16 protein-coding genes are annotated in these 23,062 nt (G+C 40.3%); 4 read left to right on the forward strand and 12 right to left on the reverse strand.

The genetic code is table 11. The features are described from left to right. Positions 1-9: 9 nt before the first annotated feature. The 8 genes from LBYS_RS02435 to spt are packed head-to-tail and all read right to left on the reverse strand — an operon-like array spanning position 10 to position 10,066. Positions 10-1,107, reverse strand: a complete 1,098-nt coding sequence (locus LBYS_RS02435; protein ID WP_148225748.1) for an acyloxyacyl hydrolase — start codon at positions 1,105-1,107, stop codon at positions 10-12. Beyond that, complete coding sequence (locus tag LBYS_RS02440; RefSeq protein WP_013407317.1) at positions 1,091-2,209, reverse strand: glycosyltransferase family 4 protein; 1,119 nt, start codon at positions 2,207-2,209, stop codon at positions 1,091-1,093. The genes LBYS_RS02435 and LBYS_RS02440 overlap by 17 nt, the downstream gene beginning before the upstream one ends. A gap of 2 nt (positions 2,210-2,211) precedes the next feature. Then, entirely contained in the window at positions 2,212-3,144 is a 933-nt protein-coding gene (locus tag LBYS_RS02445) for a lysylphosphatidylglycerol synthase domain-containing protein (protein ID WP_013407318.1), read from the reverse strand. Further along, complete coding sequence (locus tag LBYS_RS02450; RefSeq protein ID WP_013407319.1) at positions 3,141-4,256, reverse strand: glycosyltransferase family 4 protein; 1,116 nt, start codon at positions 4,254-4,256, stop codon at positions 3,141-3,143. The genes LBYS_RS02445 and LBYS_RS02450 overlap by 4 nt, the downstream gene beginning before the upstream one ends. Further along, positions 4,256-6,766 (reverse strand): DUF5686 and carboxypeptidase-like regulatory domain-containing protein, encoded by a 2,511-nt coding sequence (locus LBYS_RS02455; protein WP_013407320.1) that lies wholly within the window; start codon positions 6,764-6,766, stop codon positions 4,256-4,258. Before LBYS_RS02455 ends, LBYS_RS02450 begins: the two co-directional genes overlap by 1 nt. Positions 6,767-6,768: 2 nt before the next feature. Beyond that, positions 6,769-7,743, reverse strand: a complete 975-nt coding sequence (locus LBYS_RS02460) for an NAD-dependent epimerase/dehydratase family protein (RefSeq protein ID WP_013407321.1) — start codon at positions 7,741-7,743, stop codon at positions 6,769-6,771. Further along, positions 7,740-8,858 (reverse strand): GNAT family N-acetyltransferase, encoded by a 1,119-nt coding sequence (locus LBYS_RS02465; protein ID WP_013407322.1) that lies wholly within the window; start codon positions 8,856-8,858, stop codon positions 7,740-7,742. Before LBYS_RS02465 ends, LBYS_RS02460 begins: the two co-directional genes overlap by 4 nt. Beyond that, positions 8,858-10,066 carry a serine palmitoyltransferase gene (spt, locus tag LBYS_RS02470; RefSeq protein WP_013407323.1) on the reverse strand — a complete coding sequence of 403 codons (1,209 nt, stop codon included), beginning with the start codon at positions 10,064-10,066 and terminating at the stop codon, positions 8,858-8,860. The genes LBYS_RS02465 and spt overlap by 1 nt, the downstream gene beginning before the upstream one ends. Before the next feature lie 335 nt (positions 10,067-10,401). Here spt and LBYS_RS02475 point away from each other — a divergent pair, with 335 nt between their 5' ends. After that, positions 10,402-10,725 (forward strand): hypothetical protein, encoded by a 324-nt coding sequence (locus tag LBYS_RS02475; RefSeq protein WP_013407324.1) that lies wholly within the window; start codon positions 10,402-10,404, stop codon positions 10,723-10,725. 21 nt (positions 10,726-10,746) lie between these two features. Here LBYS_RS02475 and LBYS_RS02480 read toward each other — a convergent pair whose 3' ends face one another. From LBYS_RS02480 to LBYS_RS02490, 3 genes are read right to left on the reverse strand one after another with little or no spacing between them, the layout of a single operon-like run. Beyond that, positions 10,747-13,110 (reverse strand): ABC transporter permease, encoded by a 2,364-nt coding sequence (locus LBYS_RS02480; RefSeq protein ID WP_013407325.1) that lies wholly within the window; start codon positions 13,108-13,110, stop codon positions 10,747-10,749. Further along, positions 13,107-13,784, reverse strand: coding sequence for an ABC transporter ATP-binding protein (locus LBYS_RS02485; protein WP_013407326.1), 678 nt, complete (start codon positions 13,782-13,784; stop codon positions 13,107-13,109). Before LBYS_RS02485 ends, LBYS_RS02480 begins: the two co-directional genes overlap by 4 nt. Positions 13,785-13,788: 4 nt before the next feature. Then, positions 13,789-15,033, reverse strand: coding sequence for an efflux RND transporter periplasmic adaptor subunit (locus LBYS_RS02490; protein ID WP_013407327.1), 1,245 nt, complete (start codon positions 15,031-15,033; stop codon positions 13,789-13,791). 201 nt (positions 15,034-15,234) lie between these two features. On the opposite strand from LBYS_RS02490, the gene LBYS_RS02495 reads away from it, so the two are divergent. Both LBYS_RS02495 and LBYS_RS02500 read left to right on the forward strand, forming a co-directional pair. After that, positions 15,235-16,563 carry a sigma-54-dependent transcriptional regulator gene (locus LBYS_RS02495; RefSeq protein WP_013407328.1) on the forward strand — a complete coding sequence of 443 codons (1,329 nt, stop codon included), beginning with the start codon at positions 15,235-15,237 and terminating at the stop codon, positions 16,561-16,563. After that, the gene (locus LBYS_RS02500; RefSeq protein ID WP_013407329.1) at positions 16,550-17,836 is read left to right on the forward strand and encodes a sensor histidine kinase; all 1,287 of its coding nucleotides are present in this window, start codon (positions 16,550-16,552) and stop codon (positions 17,834-17,836) included. Before LBYS_RS02495 ends, LBYS_RS02500 begins: the two co-directional genes overlap by 14 nt. Here the strand turns inward: LBYS_RS02500 and LBYS_RS02505 are convergent. Further along, complete coding sequence (locus tag LBYS_RS02505; protein WP_013407330.1) at positions 17,833-19,047, reverse strand: hypothetical protein; 1,215 nt, start codon at positions 19,045-19,047, stop codon at positions 17,833-17,835. The genes LBYS_RS02500 and LBYS_RS02505 overlap by 4 nt on opposite strands. Positions 19,048-19,195: 148 nt before the next feature. Here LBYS_RS02505 and LBYS_RS02510 point away from each other — a divergent pair, with 148 nt between their 5' ends. After that, positions 19,196-23,062, forward strand: a complete 3,867-nt coding sequence (locus LBYS_RS02510; protein ID WP_013407331.1) for a response regulator — start codon at positions 19,196-19,198, stop codon at positions 23,060-23,062.

The following is a 23,062-nucleotide window of genomic DNA, read 5'->3' on the forward strand; positions in this document are numbered from 1 at the left end:
TGGGCCTCATCATTGGGGCCCTTTTAATGTATACCCAATGGTCCATTCTATATAATCTGCCTTTCCTGCATGTGCCTTGATGGAAACGCCGGCATTAAAGGGATGAGAGAAGTAGTATCTGGCACCAGCTCTTAAAAAGATCCTCTTAAGTTCTCCATTGAAAGACTGTTTGTGTAAATAGTATCCCACGTTTCCATTCAGGGTTAGATCTGAAGTTAGATGATGTACAATGTATAAGGAAGGTCCACCGGTTAGCACGGCACCTAAGCTACCAGCTTTTTGTCCGGCAATTCTCTCTTCTTTCCCCGACTGAGAATAGAAAAAGTCATATCCTCCTCCCAGTCGCCATTTATGTGAAACGTATTTGCTGGCGTACAGAGAAACCGTACTTTTCCAAAACCTCTCTTTGGAGGTTTTTTGAAGTTGTTTTACTCCACTTCCGTATGAAAAGTCGAAGATCAAGTTTTTAGGATAATCCGGAATTGTTGGCCTTACATAAGGTTCGATTTTTTTCGGTTCGTAAATCACAGTTACAGCAAAGGGCACCAGATTAATACCCTTGTTGGGCAAAGACAAGGATCCGTTAGAAAAGTGATGAAAAGAAAATCCCGCTCCCACCTTCCATTTCTCATGCCATCTATATGTAGTTCTTAAGCCGAAGTCTATGAAAACGTTCGTTTTTGAGCCTATAACTAGATTCAAAGGGTTTTTATCCTCATCATATGGGTTGAAATTCCCGGACAGACCAAGCCCTATTCTATAATCAAAGCCCCATTTGGAATTAGATTTTGGAGAAATGGGAGTGTCTACAAAACCATATAAGGCGAAAGGATTTCCTATGATGTCAGAATTGAAGGTACTTGAGTAAAAACCTATACCGTATACGGGATAGTTGTAAATTTGATGGTAATGATCCTTTTTTCCGGATGATTTCCATCCCACACGGGCATTTATGCCATTGTAGTACGCATCTTCATAGGTAGTACTTTTGACACTTTTTTGCGTTAGCATCCCACCATTTTCCGTTTCAACTTCTATGCTTAGTTGAGCAAATATGAACTGTGGTAAAAGTATTAGCAGTAATAATTTCTTATAGCACATGGTCATTTTGAAAGACCTTCAGGTAAGCTTTTACCATGCGGTCCCATGAAAAATTTTCTTTAGTATATAGAGTAAATGCTTCTTTCTTATTCTGATACTTTTCCAGATCCATTAGGGTTTTAGCCCAGGCATTGGGATCATCAGCAGGTAATAATATCCCATTTTTGTAGGAATGAATGGCGGAAGGAATTCCATCGACTTGAGAGGCCAGAACTAGGGCACCGTTCACTGACGCTTCTAAACATACTAAGCCAAACCCTTCCATGTCACCCTCCTGATGTATGTTTGGCATTATGAAAGCCGCTGATCTTCTAAAAAGTTGTACAATGGTAGTATAGGGCAAATGACCCAAATGTTTCACATCAGGATTACCTGGTAGAAGCTTTCTTAGGTTTACTGAATCAGAAGGGAAACCTAGAAAGAGCATAATTCTAGTTCTCAGTTTTTTGGGCAAAATGTGCAATATCCTTTCCAAAAGGTTTGGTACTTCTTTATATGGCCCGACGATTATGAGTTGGTATTTTTTTCTAACCAAAGGAAGTACGTGATTTATGAACCAAGAGAAACCTTTTCTTTCCACCGGTCTTCCTAGCATAAGAAGGAAGGGTCTGGGGTCTATAATGGGGAGTTCCTCTGCAGAATAAGCATTTTCCTTTGTATCTACACCATTAGCTACAACCACTACTTTTTCAGGATCCAAACCTGATTTAATGGCTTCTTTTGCTGTGGCATCACTTACCGCAATGATCTTGTCATAGCGGTTCATTCGTGTAAGTAATCTAATCCTGTAAAAAGAGCTGGGGAAGGTTACATCTAATCCATGTAGGGTTACGGAACGAGCTATATGAGCATAGGATTTATGGAAACTACAGAAAGTGCCTATCAGTCCATCGTTAAAATGGACCATTTGAATTCCAGGATTTTCTTTGATGATTTGTGTTATCCTTTTTTGTAAATGGATGAAGAAGCTGAGAAGGGACTCTTGGCCTTCATACACAAGCATGTGTACCTTGGCATAGCGTTTCATTCCATTAATGAGTTCAAAGCTTTGCTTCTCCATTCCACCGGTACTAGGCGGATATTTATGACTTACAAAAAGTATTTCCATTGTTAGATTTCTTTCCTGTATAGCAGATATAAAATTCCTCCTATAGCTGACCAGAACATTTGTCTACTTCTTTTTAATATGGATACCGAGACCCACAAACTGGCAGAACTTATCCCTATAAGCAGAATGACTGTTTTGTTTGCTATTTCTTCAAGGCCCAATTGACCGGGGATAAAGGCACCTATAGATTTAATGAGGATCACCCCCATGTCCATCAAGAGCCCGTGAAATACGCTTAGATCATAGCCCAAAAAGCTGAGGATGAAGTACATTTCCAGAGAGCCTGCTATCCAATGCAACATCAGAAACAATGCCGCAAGTATGGAATATTTGGGGTATTGGAGTACATAATTTCTCAAGGCATTTTTGTAGGATTTTAAGGTGGTCCACCATTTATACGATGAAGATTCATCCACATCTTTGAACAGAAGAATGAGTAATACCGTAAGGGTTATCAAAAGGATTCCAAGCAGTATGCCTACTCCTAATCTCCATTTCTCCTCAAGATTACCTCCTAAATACATCCAACTTAAAGCGCATATCAATAAGAACATCTGGGTTAAGATCATCAGTATCCTAGAGAGAATGACAGAATTATTCGCCACCTCCGGGTTTATCCCTGCCTTTTGTAAACCGTGGCTCTTTAGCCAGTCCCCTGCAAGTATGCTGGTAGGATTAAATAAAGCCAGGGTTTCTCCCACATGTCTGAGGACAAATAACCTCCCAAAGGAAAGGGTATTAGCGTTCTCTCCCAGGCAGTACTTCCATCCCCAGGTTCCTAAAAGATATGCTGCACAGGTGCTTAATAGTATAATGAAGGCTTTGGCACCTATTTTCTTAAGTATCTCAAAAACCTCTTGAAAATCCGTTGCTTTGAGAAACAGTCCCAAGCTAATAATCACAGAAATGATCAGCCCCCAGCGAAGTATTTTCATGGCTTTAGCGATTTAAGGTCCTCGAAATAAGTAGCAGCTAGCGCTTCCCAGTCGTAAGATTTCGCCATTTGAACTGCCTTTAGACTGAGTTTTTTGTGGAGTTCCTCGTCAGAGAGTATTTCTTTTATAAAGAATAAGTATTCCTTAGCGTCATTTGGCTCCACTAGATAACCATTTTCCCCCGGAATGATGAAGTCTTTAGATCCACCACCACGGGCTACAACAGAAGGCAGTCCGGAGGCCATGGCTTCTAATACTACGTTACCGAAGGTCTCCGTGACGGATGGGAAAATAAACACATCTGAGGAAGCGTAGTATTTGGATAGTAGATCATGAGATATATGCCCTAGGAATGTAGCCTGAGGCATAGCTTTCTTCGTCTCTTCTTCTGCCACTCCTGATCCTGCTATCAAAAGATGATATGGCATCCCTTCTTTTTCAAGAAGTACATATAGGTCTATCAAGGTCTTCAGATTCTTTTCCCATACTAACCTGCTGGAAAACAGAATGGTTTTCTTCGAATTTTGCGGCAGGAGAGAGGGATTTCTTTTCTCGGGACTGAAAAGGGATAGATCAATACCTCTTTGCCATAATTTCATTCTGGATTTCTGAATACCCAGATGACTAAGTTCCTCTATCATCGAGATGGATGGAACATAAATCAAATCACAGTGATTGTAGAAGTTTTGGTAGGACCTTCTGATATACCATTTCCCTAAAGGAATAAAGATCTTTGCTTTTTTAAGATAGTAATCCATATAGCTGATGAAATGGGTATGGTAAATGCTGATCACCGGTATTCCCTTCTTTCTGGCATATTTGAGAGCAGCGTTTCCAAGCAGAGAAGGGGTAGCAATATGTATAACGTCCGGTTGGAAACCATCTAACTCCTTTTCAAGTTTTCCTCCCCAAGGTACTACAAATCTATAGGTTTCGTTTCCTGGTACCTTCAAGGTGGGTAGGGTGACAGCCTCCAAATTCTCTTGAGCCATACCACAGAAAAAGCGGAAATCCATCCCTTCAGATGGAATACGCTCTATGAGTTGGAACATGGTGCGGGAAGCTCCATCAAATTCCTTGATTAATATTTCGGCAATGAAAGCTACCCGCATTAGAAATCTAATTTAAACCTAGCACGTACACCCCACTTCGGAGCATCCGGATGATCCAGGTAATTCAATCTTCGAATAATATCCACCCGAAATAACTTAAAGATGTTCGCAATACCCGCTGAAGCCTCCATGTAGGGACCATTATTTAAGGTATACGTAATAGGAACTCCGTCTTGTTCCTGGAATATCAGAACATTTGCATTCTTTTGAGGATTATTTTCATCTCTCAACCCACCCCATAGTCCTTTAAAGCTAAAGACTTCTCTCCATTTCAACTTCTTGAATAATGGGATTTTATTGAAAATAAATCCGTTCATGTAGTATTGTACATTCATGCCTGCAGAGTGATCACTTACAAATTCCATGAAGTTCATCAGGTTATAGGCATTCAACTGGTAGGCGTAGGTTTGATTCGCACGGTGAACGTTTAGTAAAGGAAAAGGTATGCCATTCCCAAAGATATAAGTCCCTTCTGCGGTAATATCTGCATAGCCCAATTGGGATAGGTAGAACCGTTTAAATATATTGGCACTGACATTATGGTAATTGTATTCACCGTCTAAGAAGCCCTTCATGCCTGCCATATAGGTCAGGTTAAAGACAGGATATTTGTTGTATAGAGGAGACCTATAGAGTTTGCCCTGCATGAATTTTTCATTAGGCGCATATCTCAGAGCCAAACTTAGTTCAGTGGTATTAAGCTCAGGATGATCTACCAGGACGCCTTCCTGATTTCTATGTTGGTAGGTCAAAATTCCGGCAGGTAACTGTCTCCATTTGGACAATTTCAATTGATAAGAGAAATGGTTTTGCCATTCGTGCATGTATTCCAATGTATAGGTGTCATTGTAAAGCCATCTATAATTATCTCCCCTTTTGAAGGAAAGCAGGAAATTGTCTTCCTGTACAAATTGCAGAGATTCTCCGGGTATTTTAGTGTCTTTCTGGTAACTCGCCTTGATGTAATGCAATGGAAAATTATAAATGGATTTATTGTTGAGGGCATAAGTTCCACTTAAGTAGTACTTCCATTTTTCGTCTTTGAAACCATAGGCAGCATAAGTTTCTGCATAGAAACGTTTACTCATTTCAGGGGTAGTTCTACCTCCAAACCTAAGCCGAAATCCTTCCACAGGGTTGAAGCTATAGAAGGTATTGATAGGACCTACTTCTAAGGGGCCGGCTACTTTATAACCTGCTATCAGCATGGTGCCAATGTCCATCGCCCTTCTGAAAGAGGTGATGGTTTGTAAGGTGTCAACGTTCCTATATATGTTAGCTTCCTGTTTTGCCAGGGGTCTATGACGTAGCTCTTCCCAATTCAAGTCATTTAACGGTTGTACTTTAGCATGAAAAGCGGCGTCAGGTATAGGAACTCCCGCTATATAATCTTTGTAGGAGACACTTCTTTTACCTTGGAAACCACTACCATTATCAGTAAGGGCGAATTCCATGGTGATCTCAGAATTCTCAAGATAATATCTTCCATTTCCGTCTTGAGCAAAGTCTAAAGTAGTTTGCATACTCCGGATAAAGTTGATATTAATGTTCTTGTCTAAGGTCAAATTAGCTGACTTGACTGCATATTTTCCATCAAGAGTGATGTACAACTTTCCCCTGAATAAAAGATCTGTCTTGTTCCTTGGTACAAAACTTAGTTCTATCAGTTGGGGTTCAACATTTTTTAAGGTATCCGTGATGAAGAACTTATAGAATGTAGGTGCTGAGCCGGCAATGGGACTCAGGAACATGTTCGTCAGGAGATTGATATTATTGGAATAGATATCTACATTTTCATACAGGTGAGAAGTATATTCACTGATACTCTCATTGCTGATGAATTTCTTGTCGAACTCCACCTGCTTTTCAGCGATGACATTTCTCTGCAGTTTTTGAGGCGACTTTCTATAGTACACCTGAGTGATCTTCTCCCGCATGTAAGCCGGTAGGAGGTATTTGTGGTCTTCACCTTCTACGAATAGGAACTGATAATCTTTAAATATCCTTCTGTTCCTAAACTTTTCTGAAAGGTTACTGAGGGAGAGAGATACTTTTTCATATTCCTCGTATTGGGCATATTCTTGACCGGAAAGGCGGTTTTCGTCTTTGTGATCAATTACCTTTCTGATGAGCTGAACGGCAGGATTGTCCCTATTTCTGTAGCGATAACCTTTAGGTTTTACTACCACTTCCCCTAGAAGTGAAGCATCTAGATCCAGTTCCACATTTAATTTAAAGGATTTTCCGTGGGTGATAGTCTTGATTTGTGTAGCATATCCTACATATCTGAATTGAAGTTGGTTAAACTTTTCATCCACACTTATAGAATAGTTTCCGTCCTCGTCTGTAGGCACAGCTTTATTATCTCCTACTATACTTACTGTAACAAACGGTAAAGTCTCCTTTGTCACTGCATCTATTACTTTACCACTTACAATGGTAGATTGTGCTAATGCAGTAGCTATTCTTCCGAACAGAAGAATAAATAGTATTCCTTTCTTATAAGTCATAGCTATTGCCCTTTTTGTTTCCATTTGAGGGTGTCTTCTAAGCCAGATATAAGATCATATTTGGGCTCAAAAGCAGTGTGTTCTCTTAATCTACTGATATCCACTTCCCAACTTTCAGCTGTTAGTTCATGAAGTCTTTCTTTGTAGAGTACTGGTAATTTTTCAGAGTTTTTATATAGAAATTCTAGTAATCCCGCAGTGAGTTTTACTAAGCCTGTGGGAAGATGAAGTCGGATGGCTTTTTTTCCTGTTATCTTCTTGATGGCATCAGCAAAGTCATATCTGGTGTAAACGTTGCCATCAGTCAAGTTAAAGTCTACAGGCCCTTTGCCTTCTAATTCGGACAAGTCCCAAATGGCTCTGGCAGCATCTCTGCCATGGATAAAACTTAGTTTTTGCGGCTTGTGGCCTATGTAAGCATCCCATCCGGAAAGAATGGTATTTACTAATACTTCCAGATCCTTTTCCCTTGGGCCGTAAATGGCTGTAGGTCTGACAATCTTCAATGGAAGGGATGGAATCTTTATCAGCTCTTCTTCTGCTTCTCTCTTGCTTCGTCCGTATCCAGTAACCGGATTTTTGGGGAAGTTTTCTGTGATAGGAGCAGAAGAGTATCCTACCGGACCTATTGCCGCAAGGCTACCTACGAAGAGGAAGCTTTTGGTGGCAGAACAAAGGGAAGCTGCCTTTGCCAGGCTTAAGGAGTATTGAACATTAACTTTGTAATAATCCTCCGGCCTTTTAGCACGCGTCATTGCAGCCGCATGTACGATATAGTCGAATCGCTTTTCCTGAAGAAGACTCTGTAACGCCTGCTCGTCTTCGTAAGGAAGAGAGATTAACTTACATGGTAAATGTTCCGTGTGACTATTTTGACGTACTGCTCCATACACCTCATAGCCTCTCTCCATGGCTTCTTGTATCAGGTGGAAACCTAGAAATCCACTGGCACCGGTAATCAGAACTTTCTTTTTCATATTGCTTTTTCATAGATCCTGTATCTTTTGTACAGGCGACCATTGATCTGTTCTATAGCATGATTCATCAGATAATTATGCTCTAACATCCATGAGCATTCTGCTTTGGTTATGTTTGTGCCCTCAGCATTTCGAATTATTTTGCCATATAAACAGGCTTCAATGCCTAATTTTCTATATTCTTCTAGTACACCTAGCATCATTACCCTAAGGGTGCTAACTTTATTCTTGCGGAATAAAAGTTTAAATATACCGGTAGGGAAAAGACGGCCTTTGGGCATATCTATTTGGATTTCATTGATGTCTGGTATGCCAATAGCAAATCCGATGATCTTACCTTCTTTCTCAGCTACAATTCCGAACCTGGGATCAAGAATCATCTTCAACTCCTTCGCCGTTACTTTGAATTCATTTTCCGTCATTGGTACAAAACCTAGGTTTTTATCCCAGGCAGTATTGTACACCTCACGGATCTTGGCCACTTCATTCTTGAAGTCCTTGGTATTAATGCTGCGGATAACAATTCCTTTACTTTCCAGACGGGAAATTAACCTATCTAAAAGGTTCAAGGCCTTGCTTTGAGTACTGTCCTTGCTTACTTCGTAGGCCAGAAGGTCAGTTTTCTTTTGAAGTCCCCAGTTTTCTAGTAATTCGGAATAGTAAGGAGCATTGTAGGGCATCATGACTACTGGAGGGGTATTGAATCCCTCCACTAAGAGCCCACAGGTATTATTAGTAGATTGATTTACGGGGCCTATGATGTTCTTTAATTGATATCCTTTAAGCCATTTTGCTGCCTCGTTAAGCAGGGCATTCGCCGTTACTTGTTGGTTTTCACAATCGAAGAAACCAAAGAAACCTTCCGGTTGGCGCGTATATTCAATGTGGTTGTTATTTAGAATAGCAGCTATCCTACCTACGACTTTATTGTCTCGTTTAGCCAGGAACAAGCGCATGTCTGAATGATCAAAGAAAGGGTGGTTATCCGCTTTCCATAATAGTTCCTTTTGTCCTATATATAATTCAGGGACATAGCAGGGATCATTCTTATACAGCTCATGTGGAAAGTCTATGAATTCCTTAAGCTGTTTCTTATTTTCTACTACTTCTATCATTATATGGTAGCTGTATCCAATGTTCCAATTCTCAATGCAGTTCTGGCTTTGATCATTTTATCTACGGCTTCTTCAATCTGATCGAAGGTATGCGTAGCCATAAGGGATAGACGTATTAGAGATTCTTCAGATGGCACTGCAGGAGAAACCACAGGATTAACAAATACTCCGTTTTCAAAGAGCATTTGTGTGATTCTGAAGGTTTTCTCACTATCTCTGATGTATACAGGAAGAATTGGACTTTCTGTTTTACCCAGGTCAAAGCCGTTCTCTACTAACAATGACTTCATATAATGGGTATTGTCCCAAAGTCTTTGCATATGTTCAGGCTCCTCTCTCATGATTTCAAGTGCAGCTAAAGTAGATGCCACTGCAGAAGGAGGCATACTGGCACTGAACATCACAGATCTGGCTTTGTGTTTCAAGTATTCAATGCTATCTTTTGTTCCGGCTATGAATCCCCCTAAAGATGCTAAGGACTTACTGAAAGTACCTACTATTAGATCAACCTCATCTGTGAGGCCGAAATAGGAGGCAGTACCTGCTCCTTTTTCACCTATAACCCCTAAACTATGAGCATCATCCACTACTATAGCCGCATCATAAGCTTTTGCTACCTCTACCATCTCCGGTAAACGGACGATATCACCTTCCATACTGAAGATACCATCAGTGGCTATCAGCTTTAGACTTTCCTCAGGAAGAAGGGAGAGTTTCTTTTCTAAGTCCTTGGGATTATTGTGGGCATATTTGATCACTTTAGAGAAAGATAATCTACTGCCATCAATAATGGAAGCGTGGTTTCTTTCGTCCAAAAGGATGTAATCATGTCTTCCTGTGATACAGGAAAGTGCTCCTAAATTAGCTTGAAATCCTGTAGAGAATAATAAAGCATCTTCTTTGCCGGTGTGTTCAGCTAATTTTGCTTCTAATTGCTCATGGAGATCTAAAGTTCCGTTAAGAAATCTTGAGCCTGCACAGCCGGTGCCGTATTGAATGGCAGCTTTTTGCGAAGCTTCTATGACTTTGGGATGATTCGTTAGTCCTAGGTAAGAGTTTGAGCCGAACATCAACACCCTCTGTCCTCTAATCTTTACTTCAGTATCCTGTCCGGATTCAATCGCGCGGAAATAAGGATATAATCCTTGTTCTTTAATTTGAAGGGAATCCTTAAACGAAGTAGTCCTTTCTTTCAGTTTATTGCTCATCAGTATAAAATGTTTGTATATACATTTATTTTAGCTGATTTATCTTATGGGAGCTCAAAATTCGAAGAAAAGGGAATCTCATTCAATGCTATTTTAGGTTAAACAGACATTTAGGGGTCTGAATAAGACAATTATTTTTAGATTTCTTGAAATTGTACAATGTTGTAGTGCAAATGATCAATTTGATAGCTGTTGTTGTCTTAAAATAGTGCTAATGTATAATTGTACAATGTATGTCTAAAATAGCATTGGAGTAGGAAATGTAAAGGCTTATAAATGAAGGTATTTGCACTTTATATAAGTGCTTTACGTTAATATTTATAAACAACTTTACTATGGCCACACCTGACTTTCTTCCTACCTCTATGAGTACACTAAGCGAAGTAATGGAATTGCTTGCTGACAGAGGTTTTGATCATGAGCTGACGTTTTCTCCAGAAGGAAAATTAGTGGGTAATAACAAAGCGTATGTACCTGAAGATCTTCTTTTGATAAGAACCTATAGGTTTGAGGGTATTTCGGATCCTAGTGATAATGCTGCCTTGTATTTATTCACTGATAAAGAGGAGAACATAGGCTTTGTGGTTGATATTTATGGGAGGGAGTCAAATTTCCCTGCTTCGTTTGCAGATTTCTTGCGGAACGTTCCCTCTATATAAATAAAGTGAGTCCTTCTGGACTCACTCTGTTCTAAGACTTTTTACAGGATTAGATGTGGCTGCACGTATGGCTTGTAAGCTGACTGTGGCCACCGCTATTATGAAACATAAGAGACCGGTCAGTACATACACGTCAACAGACATGTCTATCTTGTAGGTATATTCTTTTAGCCATTCTCTCATGATATACCAGGCTATAGGGCTAGCGATCAGGAAGGAGATTCCTACTAATTTAAGGAAATCTTTGGTCAATAATATAACAATATCTTTAACGCTGGCACCTAATACTTTTCTAACGCCAATCTCCTTCACTCTATTCGTTGCCATGTAAGCAGATAAACCAAAGAGGCCTAAACATGAAATTATGATCGCCAATGCAGTAAACAAAGAGGAAAGAGTAGCAGTCCTTCGTGTATTTTCAAATTTCTTAGCATACTGCTCGTCAACAAACCTGTACTCAAATGGATAGTTGGGGTTAAATTCCTTAAGAATGTTTTCTATTTGCTGTAGGTTATCAGAAAGAGCTCTATCCGGATTGAGCTTGATGTGCATCATATTAAACCAGGATCCAGGTCCCATTACCATCATAGGTCTTATAGGTTCATATGGGGATCCGATGATGAAGTCCTTAATTACTCCTACAACAGTATATTTTGTGTCCTCATCGCTGATCACTAGTCCGATAGGATCTTTGATGCGCATCTTCTTAACGGCAGCTTCATTTAGCAGCACGGAGTTAGAATCAGTAGGGTAAGTGTAGATATCAATATCCCTACCCTGAATTAGGTTCACACCCATGACCTTGGTAAAGTCTGCGTCAGCACTAAAGCGGATGAAGTCAAGCTTTTCATCATCAGGTTCAGATCCCGGCCAAGAGTAACCCCAACCGTCCGACCATTGCTCCGTGATAGGGCTAAGGGATTTTGTAACTCCTACACCTGCGCCAGACTTCAGGATAGCTTGCTTGATATAGGTGAATTGTCTAGGCATGCTACCTGTCAAGGGAACATAGATTAGTTTCTCCTGATCATATCCTAATTCTCTATTCTGCGCGAATTTGATCTGTTTCTGAATGATCAAAGTGGAGATGATCAATATGATGGCAAAGGTGAATTGTAAGACAACCAATACTTTTCTGATGGTAAAGCCCGAAGGCGAGACTCTGAAAGTTCCTTTTAAGGCCGTAACAGGAGGAAACGAAGAAAGTAAAAAGGCTGGATAGGAGCCGGCCAAGATGCCTGTGAATAATACAAATCCCAAGAAATTGATCCAGAAAAAAGGATGGCTCAGATCCATTTGCAGGTGATTGTCAATAAGAGAATTAAATGCCGGTAAGCTTACGAATACTAAGACCAATGCAAGTAACCCTGCTATAAGGGAAAGCAAAATGCATTCTCCCAGAAATTGAACGATTAATACCCCTCTGCTTGCACCTGCCACCTTACGAACTCCCACTTCTTTTGCTCTTTTTTCACTTCTGGCGGTAGTTAGGTTCATAAAGTTAATACAAGCTATGATTACTATAAAGGTTACTATAGCTCCAAACATTCTTACAGTAACCAATTTCCCTGCCACTAATTTCCCATCTTCACTCTTGCCGTATAGGTATGCTTGGGTGATAGGATAGGCAAATACCTCTGTAGTAGTAGGACTTCCAGGAGTATTTCTAATGGTAATATCTCTTACTTTTTCATTGAACGCATTTATATCCGCATTCTCTCTAAGAAGTATATAATTAGAGATAGAGTTATTCGTCCAGTTGCCATTGTCCCAATCGCGTTTTTTGATAATTTCCCACGGAAGGAAATAGGAAGTTTTAAACCTTGAGTTATTAGGCATGTCCTTTAAGACAGCGGAGATCTTGAATAAATCAGAGCTATCAACTTTAACCGTACGGCCTAATACATCTGTAGTACTAAATAGCTGCAAGGCTAATTCTTCAGTAACAACGATATGGTTAGGATTATTAAGTGAGGTGATAAGGTCTCCACTAATGGCTTCGAAGTCAAATACTTTAAAGAAGACAGAATCTACAATTAATCCACGGCTGTACAGTTGCTTATCACCTACTGTTAAGAGAAGTCGGTCATTACTAACTCGCACAGTCTCTTCCACCTCAGCATAGTCTTTTTTGATAGCCGGTCCCATCACAGTAGGGGTAGTTGACCAAGCCCATTTTTCTCCACTGAAAGTATCGCGGTTATACATGACATATATGCGGTCTGCCAATGCATATTCTCTATCCACGCTCGTCTCAAATTTGATCCAAAGGAGAATAAGTATAGCAGCAGCCATCCCTATGGCTAAGCCGAAAATATTAATAAAGGAAAATCCTCTGTTCCTTAGGAGGTTTCTCCAGGCTACCAGGAAATAATTCTTGATCATCTCAGTATGTTTTCGGTTACGGTTTGACCATCTAACATTCTAATGATTCTGTGGCTATAGCGCGCGTCATGTTCACTGTGTGTAACCATGATGACCGTAGTGCCTGAAGCGTTAAGGTCACTTAATAGCTGCATTACTTCATTTCCGTTATTACTATCCAAGTTACCTGTAGGCTCATCAGCAAGAATTAGTTTCGGGGAGTGAACTACGGCACGGGCAAAGGCTACTCTTTGCTGTTGTCCTCCGGACAATTGTTGAGGGAAGTGATTTCTTCTGTGCATGATCTGCATTTTTTCCAAAACCTCTTCTACACGTTTCTTACGTTCTGAAGCTCCTATTTTCAAGTAAATCAGAGGGAGTTCCACATTTTCGAACACCGTTAATTCATCAATAAGGTTAAAACTTTGGAAAACAAAACCTAGGGTTTGCTTCCTTAGTTCGGCTCTCTTCTTTTCGTTAAAATGAGTGACATCTGTTCCGTTGAAGATGAATTCTCCTCCATCCGGATCATCCAATAGTCCCAGGATGTTTAAGAGGGTAGATTTCCCGCAACCGCTTGGTCCCATGATGGCCACAAATTCTCCCGGTTCCACTTTAAGATTTAATTTGTTTAAGGCTATGGTTTCTACCTCTTCTGTACGGTAGTATTTTTCTAGGTTTTTAATCTTGATCATTGTCTTAAGGTTTTAACAGTAAATCGCTTTCATAATTATCATAACTAGAGGTGATGACCTTGTCACCAGCTTGAAGTCCTGCCGTTACTTCATAATATTTGGGGTTATTTCTATTGATTTTAATATCTGTTTTATAGGCTGTTTTCCCATCTTTAGATACTTTATAGATCCATGTACCACCGGTTTTTTGGTAGAAGGCTCCACGAGGTAAAAGTAAGGCTTGGGTCTCATCACTTAAGGCCAAGATGACCTGCAAGGTTTGACCTCTCCTTAGCTCGTCCGGGCGGTCAACTTCAAATTCCAAATCCACTTGGAATTTGCCATTTTTCACCTGGCTGTATACCTTTTTGATGATCAGTTTATAGGTGTTTCCTGCAATCAATACGGTAGCAGGAAGACCCGGGAATATTCTGTTGATATAGTGTTCGTCAATGTCAGCCCGGATTTTGTAACCATCTGTCACATCGATTTGACCTAATCTCTCACCTTTGTTTTTTAATTGACCTATTTCAGCATCTAAAGAAGTTAGTCGACCGTCAATAGGTGCACGCACGATCAAGTCAGATACCTTTTTGCGCATCAATGCTAATGTGTTCTGCATTTTTTGTAGGGATTCTTTGTCCTGCTTTTGCATCAGATCAATGACCTCTTTGTCTTGTGACAGGATCTCATCGGTCAATTTCTTTCTGCGCAGTTGATACTGGTAAAGGTTTTCCGATTGTTGGAAATCTTGTTGAGAAATGAGGCGATCTTGATGTAATTTCTTGTTCAGTAGATATACTCTTTCAGCTTCTTTGAGAGCATTATCTACCTCCGCCATTTGGTTCAATTTGAGTATGGTGTTTTGGGTAGCATTGTTCTTTGAGATATTCATTTGTGTGAGAACATTGTACACCTGAGTTTCCTGACTGGCCAGACTAAGCTCCAGGTCAGTATTCCCTAAACGAAGGATAGGATCTCCTTTTTTCATGATAGCTCCGTCTTCCACAAATTTTTCTTCCACTCTACCTCCTTCCAGAACATCTAGATAGATGGTAGTTAAGGGAAGGATGACTCCGTTTACCGGTAAGGTTTCCTGAAAGGTTCCGAGCTTAACTTCTTCTATAGTGATTCTTTCCATCTGTACTTCTTGGGTAGGATTAGAGGTAGCAAGGTAGATACCTAACCCTGCTACTGCTAAAATCCCAGCTCCGGTGAATCCCCATTTAAAAATCTTCTTGGTGTACTTCTTTTCGAGCTTTCTGTCCATTATAGCTTCTTCATAATTTTTATACTTCTATAGTATGAAAATTTGTGCCAAAATATTAACTAATTGTAAATGAGGGAGTTCTGCAATTCGTTGCTATGCAAAGTGTTCGGTTTTGATACAAACACTGTTCGGAAGTGATACAATGTTTTTATGGTACAGATGCATTTTTAGATAGATGTTCTAATTTTGAGAAAAAAAAGTATGCTTTTAAGGAACGCCTCCGTACTTATCGTAGACGATGATCCTGACGTACTAACCGCTGTAAACCTATTTTTAAAGACGGAGGTAAAGTCTGTCATCACAGAAAACAACCCTGAAAACCTAAAAAAACTGTTTCGGGAAAATACCTTTCATTTGGTCCTTTTGGATATGAATTACAAAAGCCCCATACATACGGGGAATGAGGGTCTGTATTGGTTAAAGGAGATCAAAAAGTTAAGTCCGGAAACGGAGGTCATTATGATTACTGCCTATGGGAATATTGATCTGGCAGTACGCTCATTAAAAGAAGGTGCTACGGATTTTCTGCTGAAACCATGGTATAATGATAAGCTTTTGGAGCACTTAAAAGAAGCCCTTGGTAGTAAAAAATCTTCTTCTCCCAAAGTAGAAGATCATGGCCTCTTAGGAGAATCAGACGAAATGCAGAAACTCCAAGTCAAGATTCGCAAGATTGCACCCACTGACGCAAACGTTCTGATCCTGGGAGAAAACGGAACCGGTAAGGATTTGGTAGCTCGCGCTCTCCATCAACAATCCTTGAGGGCAGGAAAACCCTTCATCAAGGTGGATGTGGGTGCTTTGACCGAGTCCTTGTTTGAAAGTGAACTTTTTGGTTATAAAAAAGGCGCATTCACTGACGCCAAAGAGGATAGAGAAGGGAGATTTGAAGCTGCTAATGGAGGAACTCTTTTCCTGGATGAGATTGGGAATATTTCTCTGCATCTACAATCTAAACTCTTGAGTGTATTACAGAACAGGCAGGTTATGAGACTAGGCAGTAATGTGCCTATTCCTGTGGATATTCGACTGATATGCGCTACCAATATTCCTATGAAGGAGTTAGCTAACGAACAAAGATTCCGTAAAGACTTTGTCTATAGAATTCATACCGTGGACGTGGTTTTGCCACCCTTGAGGAGAAGGGGCGATGATATGCTGCTTTTGGCTGAACATTTTGTGGCAGAATATGCAGAGAAATACTTCAAGGCTGGTCTAAGGATCAGCCCTCAAGCACTTGAAAAGCTGAAGGCGTACTCTTTCCCGGGAAATGTTAGAGAGCTACAGTTTAGCATGGAGAGAGCGGTGATCATGTCAGAAGGTGATGAGATTACGGCTGAAGACTTGATCTTTCTCCCTTTGGAAAATGTGGAACCTGAAGAGAATGAGTTAAGCCTCAGTTCAGTAGAAAAGAATACTATTCTCAGGGTTATAGAAAAGAATAACGGTAATATCAGTAAAGCTGCTAAGGAACTGGGAATCACTCGTACGGCCCTATACAGAAGATTGAATAAATATGACATCGATTAAGTGGCTGCTTCGGCTCTTGCTGACCAGTTTTTGTCTGGTAGGTTTAGGCTATGCCTTGGTTTCCGGGCCGCCTTGGTTAATTATTGGCTTAGCATGCCTTAGTTTGTATTTTTTATATACTCTTTTCCAAATTCCTATGCAGGTATTGTACGAAGTGAAAGACTTTGCTTTGTCTATAAAATATAAGGATTTTGCCAGACACTTTGCTACCAAAAAACAAAGAGAAGAGATCAAGATTTTAAGGAGTTCCTTCAATGAAATCCATGACGCCATTAAGGAGATTACCAGGGAGAAGGAGGCACAGTACCACTATCTTCAGAAGATGCTCGACTGGATAGATACAGGTATACTTTTGTATAAGCCTGAATCAGGGGAGGTGGTCTGGATGAACGAGGCTCTCAAGAAATTATGGGGCATACCTTATTTGAAGACCATAGATTTTTTAGAGAAGAGGAACCCGAAACTATTTGACAAGCTAGTGCATTTAGGTAATCACTCGGAGATTTATCAGGAGGAAAACAAAATGCTTTTGACAGGAACATCATTTTCTACAGATGGAATAATGTTTAAACTAATAGCGGTCAAGAATGTGAATGAAGTATTGGCGGAGAATGAAGTGCAATCCTGGCAGAAACTCCTTAGCGTACTTACCCATGAAATCATGAATTCTGTTGCCCCCATTTCTTCCCTAGCTGATACCTTGAAGAAGAGATTAGGTGATTCTGAAGATGATTTGGCTCAAGGAATAGATACTATCAAAAGTAGGAGTGAGGGGCTGTTGAAGTTTACGGCCATATATAGAAACTTAAATAAGATTACTAGCCTAAATACAGAGTCTATATTGGTGAGGGAGTTATTTGAAAACATTTACCGACTAATGGATCCTACTCTTTCCCACAAAAGCATTGAGCTTCAAGTGCTTTTACGTCAACCTAACATGTGTGTGATAGCAGATAAGGCCCTTTTGGAACAGGTATTGATCAATTTGATCTTAAATGCGGTGGAAGCTGTAAAGGAAGTACCAGAACCAAAGATCTCTTTAAGTGCAAGTCTGACTGATCACTTGGAGATTATGGTCTCTGATAATGGCACGGGCATTGAAGACGAAGTCCTGGATAAGATCTTTGTTCCATTTTTTACTACCAAAAAGAAAGGTTCCGGGATAGGTCTGAGTTTATGCAAACAGATAGTATCCCTTCATAAAGGTAGCTTGTTAGTTAGAAGCAAAGTGGGACAGGGATCTGTATTTACCATCGTTCTGCCCGCTTTTTAGAATCTATTATGTGCACCTGACAGGGCGTTTTCATGAAGTTGGATAGCTATCCATGCTAATAAGGCGAAGAGTAGGAGTATACCCAAGATCCCTTTGATCCAAAACGCATTACTTATCTTTTTATTCTGGAAAGTTGCTGACCTGCTTTTTAATAAGAGATAAACCAAAAGCAAGTTCACCAGATAGAGGTATTGTTCAGGCCTATGCGTACTGAAGAATGCTCCCGTAATGAAAAGACTTAAGGATATATATAGCCCAAAGAATTGGAAATAGAAATGACGAACATTTTGCATTTTTCTCCAATTCAAACCCAATATTAATATTAGAACGGCAGGTAGATATTGAATTAAGTAGGCAAAATGGCTAGGGAAATCCTCTCTTAAGCTAAGAATTTTCTTGCTTATTTTTTCCAAAGTGGCATTTTGCTCCCACATGACTAAGGGAATAAATATGCATAGGAAAAACCAGGAGAGGTTTCTACCTCTGTCCTCTTTTGAAAGCTCTGGCCATTCACTGGTAATAAGGCCATAATACATCCCTATTCCACCGCAGAAGCCCAAAGTATATTCCATTACATTCCACATGTTGAATGGGACTTCATATATATTTCCCAAAACTTGAAAGAAGTTTCCCAGGCCAAAGCCCAAACCTGCGCCAAGGGCTGTAAATCCACCTAGTTTTAGAGCTGCAATATGTTCGTTTCTGTATAGATACCAGGCTGTAGCTAGTGAAATTCCCAGACATGCGGACCAGAGTTCAGATCGGGGGGGAGTCATAAGGTATCCAAATTGCTCCACCAGAAAAAAATAGCTCAGAATAGCCCCTACTGTGCTTTCTACAATAACCTGCGGCCAAGGATTTTTAGCTCTGCTAAGACTCAGACCCATCCATGCCCCACCCGTAAAACCATATAGCGCACCCACCACTCCCAGCATGGTCAAGCCATAGTAAACATTTCCCCAATCTGTTCCTTTTCCATAGCCTACTAATATTCCATAGCTCATCATTCCGCCCAGACCCCAGCCTACTCCCCCGGCTAGAGCAATGGGAAGAGCAAACTTCTTCCAGTCTTCTCTTCCTGATATAAGGATTAAAGTCAGGGCCCCAATGGCTCCTGCCCAGGCTGCTCCGTGTTCGTGCCCGAACTGACCTCTGACCGCCCATGCAGTACCTAAGGCTAAACCTGCAGTTAGGAGATGTTGAATGCGCATTTTTTAACATGTTTTTTTATAGTACTGATAAGTCATTCATACTGACTATTCAGTTTGCATTTTTTAAGATAAATTCAAAAATTTTATTCGCATTTTCAATGGAATGCAGAGAAGGGAGTGTAAATTTCCATTTGTTTTTAAGAACTCTATGGCTGAGTTACCTAATAATGAAGAGGAGAGGATAGAACGTCTCCATCTTCTTAATTTGATTGAAGTGGGTTTTGATCCGGAATTTGATTCTTGTGTTCAAGCGGCTTGCGCTATGGCACAAACTCCCGCAGGTTATATTTCGGTGATGACACAGGATACGCAAAAAGTTCAAAGCTGTATAGGACTGTATTGGGATAAGGCCAAAAGGGAAGAGACTGTGTGTCAATATGCGATCCTTGAAGGTAAACCTTTGATAATAAATGATACCTTAGAAGATGAGCGTACCCAAAATAATGACTTCCTGATACGCAATGGAATCAGGTTCTATGCAGGTTTTCCTATTCTCACAGATGATGGATTAGCTTTAGGTACATTATGCGTTCTGGATTATGTTCCCAGGAAATTAGAACACGAACAGATCTTGGCATTAGAAGGTTTTAGTAAGACCATAAGTCTCTTGTATCTGCAAAAGCAAAGCCGTGTACATGCTGATTACTACCATAAGATTCTTAGTATTACGAATAACTTAGTTTTAGTACTAGATACAGATTTACAGATCAAAAAGGTTAACCCTGCGTTCGAAAGTCTGTTTAATATGGGGCAAAAAGTAGCCAGAGGCAAAGATTTTAAAGCCTTGTTTAAGGAATCTGAAAACTGGCCCAATGATTATCCTTTAAAATTAGCTTCCGAAGACGGTTTCTACTTTACTTCCACAACTGATCAGCCTAAGACCATCATTCAGTGGCGATTGAAGAGAGAAGAGCAATTTAACGAGATCTTCTGCTTTGGTAGAAATGTTACTCAGGAAGTGGAAGAAAAAAAGAAGTTGGAAAATTCTGAACGTAGGTTCAGGAAGTTCTTTGAAAAGGCCATAGGTTATATGAGTATGCACGATATGACCGGCAAGATCCTGGCAGTGAATGAAAAAGGTAGACAACAATTGGGCTATGAAGCTTTGGATTTGAGTCAAATGAAGTTACAAGACCTTCTTCCTGAGAAGCATTTGCCGGAATACAACGAGTATATTAAAAGGATATATAAGAATAAAGAAGATTCCGGTATGATGGTCTTGAAGACCAAATCCGGAGATGAGACCTATTGGCTTTATAACAATATTTTGGAACGAGATTCTCAACAGAATCCCTATGTTATCAGCACTGCGCTGAATTTGACAGAGAGAATAAACTTGGAAAAGGATCTACTTTACACAAAAGAAATTCTAGAAAGAACCAGTCAGGTGGCTAGAGTAGGGGGCTGGGAATTAGATTGTCAAACCGGTAAGATGTTTTGGTCCAAAACTACTCGCATCATCCATGGTGTAGGCCCTGATTTTGAAGTTAACGAAGAAAATGCTCTGGATTTCTTTGAGGAGGAGGATAGAGAGAAATTTTTAAATATTGTAAGCAAAGCCAAAGAGGAAGGTACCCCTTATGACGTGGAGCTTCGCATATTGAGGACGAATGGCGAAAAGATTTGGGTTAGGTTACAGGGTTATCCGGATATTGAAAAAGGCAAATGCAGGCGGATTTATGGAATTTTGCAGGATATAGACTCCCTTAAAAGAATGTTACTTGAAATTCAAGAAAAGGAGGCCATGCTGAGTTCCTTTGTCAAGCACGTACCTGCTGCTGTGGCCATGCTGGATCTGAATCTCAATTATATTTCTACGAGTAAAAGATGGAGAGAGGAGTTTTTCGGAGGAGGAGAAAATCCGGTTTCACAGTCGCTTTTTAGCTTATTCCCCGGAATGCCAGATTATTTAAAGGAGATATACTACAAAGCGGTAGAGGGTACTCCCTATAAAAACTATGATGAAGTAGTGGTAGTGCAGGGAAAAGATGAACCGCAGCACTATTATTGGGAAGTTAGGCCTTGGAAATATGCAGATGATAGAATAGGTGGAGTGATCGTTTCCGCATTAAATAATACGGAATCAATAGCCATTCAGAAAGAGTTGAAGGAGGCCATGAAGTCAGCGGAGCAGGCCAATGCGGCTAAATCTCAGTTTCTGGCTAATATGAGTCATGAAATACGGACACCCTTAAACGGTGTGATAGGTTTCTCGGATTTGCTTTTAAAAACGCCTCTTAACGCTACCCAAAGACAATACCTGAATTATATCAATGAATCAGGAAGCAGCTTGATGCAGATCATCAATGATATCTTGGACTTTTCAAAAGTGGAGGCCGGAAAGATGGAGTTAGATGAGGCATTTCATAGCATTTATGACTTGAGTGATCAAGTGATAAACGTGGTGATGTATCAGGCTCAAGTTAAGAATATAGAATTACTTCTGGACGTGCAGCATGGACTGCCTGCAGCTGTTCTTCTTGATGAAGCCCGGGTGAAGCAGGTCTTGGTGAACTTGTTGGGTAATGCAGTGAAGTTTACGGAAGAGGGTGAAGTGGAATTAGCCGTCAGGCAGATTTCTCGTACCGACAAAGAAATAGGTTTACGCTTTTTGGTCCGCGATACGGGGATAGGAATTCCGGAGGAAAAGAAAGAGCGCATTTTTGATGCCTTCACCCAAGAGGATTCTTCCATTAGTAAGCGCTACGGTGGAACAGGTTTAGGACTTACCATCTCCAATTCCATCCTTAAACATATGGGATCAAAGCTTTATCTAGAGAGTGAGGTAGGTTGGGGGTCTACTTTTTACTTTGATCTCGTGTTGGAATATACAGAAGAATTAAAAGACGAGATAGAAGTGCCGCTAAAGCGCGTACTGATAGTAGATGACAATGAGAAAAACAGGGTCATTCTCAAGGATATGCTGCAGTATAAAAATGTAGAAACTGTACTTGCAGAAGACGGAATGCGAGCATTGAAAATTCTTGAAAATGATCTGAATTTTGACGCCATCCTTATGGACTTCCATATGCCGGGTAAGTCAGGATTAGATACCATTGCTGAAGTAAGAAACCTCTTCCAGATACAGAAGAAAGAGACGCCTTTAGTGGTCCTGCACACCTCTTCTGATCAGCCGGATCTGTTTGCTGAATTTAAAAAGTTAGATAATTCCTACTTCTTATTAAAACCTATTCGTTCAGAAGAACTATACCGTACTTTAAGGAATGCCGCAAACAGGATTCAGGAAAGTGTCCAACTAACCCTACCGGATGCCCAAGAGCAATCTGCAGTTAATGAAGTGAAGATTCTGATTGCGGATGATAATCCGGTGAACATGGCGCTAAATCTTCGAGTTCTAAAGATAGCTTTACCAAACGCTGAGATTTATCAAGCAAAAGACGGTTTAGAGGCATTAGAGATATGTAAAAAGGTTCATTTTGATATCATCTTAATGGACGTCCAAATGCCAAAAATGGACGGACTAGAAGCTACTAGGACCATCCGGACCTTACCAGGATATGAAAGTATACCTATCATTGGTGTTTCAGCAGGTACTACGGAAGGAGAGAAGGAAAATGGACTTAAGGCAGGAATGACAGACTTCTTACCGAAACCCTTCAAACAGCAAGCTCTCTGGGAGAAGATTAAACCCTATCTATCAGAGGAAGAAGGTCCTTCCAAAGAAATTGAAAGATGGGATATGTCCATATTAGAAGAACAAACGGGAGGGGATGAAGAGTTCAAAATGATCTTTTTGGAAACCTTAAAGCAGGAATTGGAAAAATCTTTTGAGGATCTTGAAAAGAACCCGTATTTTGAAGACAGAATTTCCGCAAAACAAGTTTTACATAAACTAAAAGGGACTGCAGGTACAGCAGGTCTGACACTTCTATACGAAAAAGTGAAGTGTGCAGAATCATTATGTGTAGAAGGCAACCCCGAGCCAGAGCTTTATCATGAAGTGCGTGAAGAGCTCAGCAAGTCTTTACAATTAATTACATTATTTTTTGGATAG

The organism is Leadbetterella byssophila DSM 17132, from assembly GCF_000166395.1.
Classification (GTDB): Bacteria; Bacteroidota; Bacteroidia; order Cytophagales; family Spirosomataceae; genus Leadbetterella; species Leadbetterella byssophila.

Excerpts from the sequence above, each read along its gene's own strand:
- LBYS_RS02495 (WP_013407328.1), top strand. The coding sequence starts at position 15,235 with ATGCTTTTAAGGAACGCCTCCGTACTTATCGTAGACGATGATCCTGAC.
- LBYS_RS02475 (WP_013407324.1), top strand. The coding sequence starts at position 10,402 with ATGGCCACACCTGACTTTCTTCCTACCTCTATGAGTACACTAAGCGAA.
- LBYS_RS02440 (WP_013407317.1), bottom strand. The coding sequence starts at position 2,209 with ATGGAAATACTTTTTGTAAGTCATAAATATCCGCCTAGTACCGGTGGA.
- LBYS_RS02460 (WP_013407321.1), bottom strand. The coding sequence starts at position 7,743 with ATGAAAAAGAAAGTTCTGATTACCGGTGCCAGTGGATTTCTAGGTTTC.
- LBYS_RS02490 (WP_013407327.1), bottom strand. The coding sequence starts at position 15,033 with ATGGACAGAAAGCTCGAAAAGAAGTACACCAAGAAGATTTTTAAATGG.
- LBYS_RS02450 (WP_013407319.1), bottom strand. The coding sequence starts at position 4,256 with ATGCGGGTAGCTTTCATTGCCGAAATATTAATCAAGGAATTTGATGGA.
- LBYS_RS02505 (WP_013407330.1), bottom strand. The coding sequence starts at position 19,047 with ATGCGCATTCAACATCTCCTAACTGCAGGTTTAGCCTTAGGTACTGCA.
- LBYS_RS02510 (WP_013407331.1), top strand. The coding sequence starts at position 19,196 with ATGGCTGAGTTACCTAATAATGAAGAGGAGAGGATAGAACGTCTCCAT.
- LBYS_RS02445 (WP_013407318.1), bottom strand. The coding sequence starts at position 3,144 with ATGAAAATACTTCGCTGGGGGCTGATCATTTCTGTGATTATTAGCTTG.
- LBYS_RS02455 (WP_013407320.1), bottom strand. The coding sequence starts at position 6,766 with ATGACTTATAAGAAAGGAATACTATTTATTCTTCTGTTCGGAAGAATA.
- LBYS_RS02480 (WP_013407325.1), bottom strand. The coding sequence starts at position 13,110 with ATGATCAAGAATTATTTCCTGGTAGCCTGGAGAAACCTCCTAAGGAAC.
- LBYS_RS02500 (WP_013407329.1), top strand. The coding sequence starts at position 16,550 with ATGACATCGATTAAGTGGCTGCTTCGGCTCTTGCTGACCAGTTTTTGT.
- LBYS_RS02465 (WP_013407322.1), bottom strand. The coding sequence starts at position 8,858 with ATGATAGAAGTAGTAGAAAATAAGAAACAGCTTAAGGAATTCATAGAC.
- LBYS_RS02435 (WP_148225748.1), bottom strand. The coding sequence starts at position 1,107 with ATGACCATGTGCTATAAGAAATTATTACTGCTAATACTTTTACCACAG.
- spt (WP_013407323.1), bottom strand. The coding sequence starts at position 10,066 with ATGAGCAATAAACTGAAAGAAAGGACTACTTCGTTTAAGGATTCCCTT.
- LBYS_RS02485 (WP_013407326.1), bottom strand. The coding sequence starts at position 13,784 with ATGATCAAGATTAAAAACCTAGAAAAATACTACCGTACAGAAGAGGTA.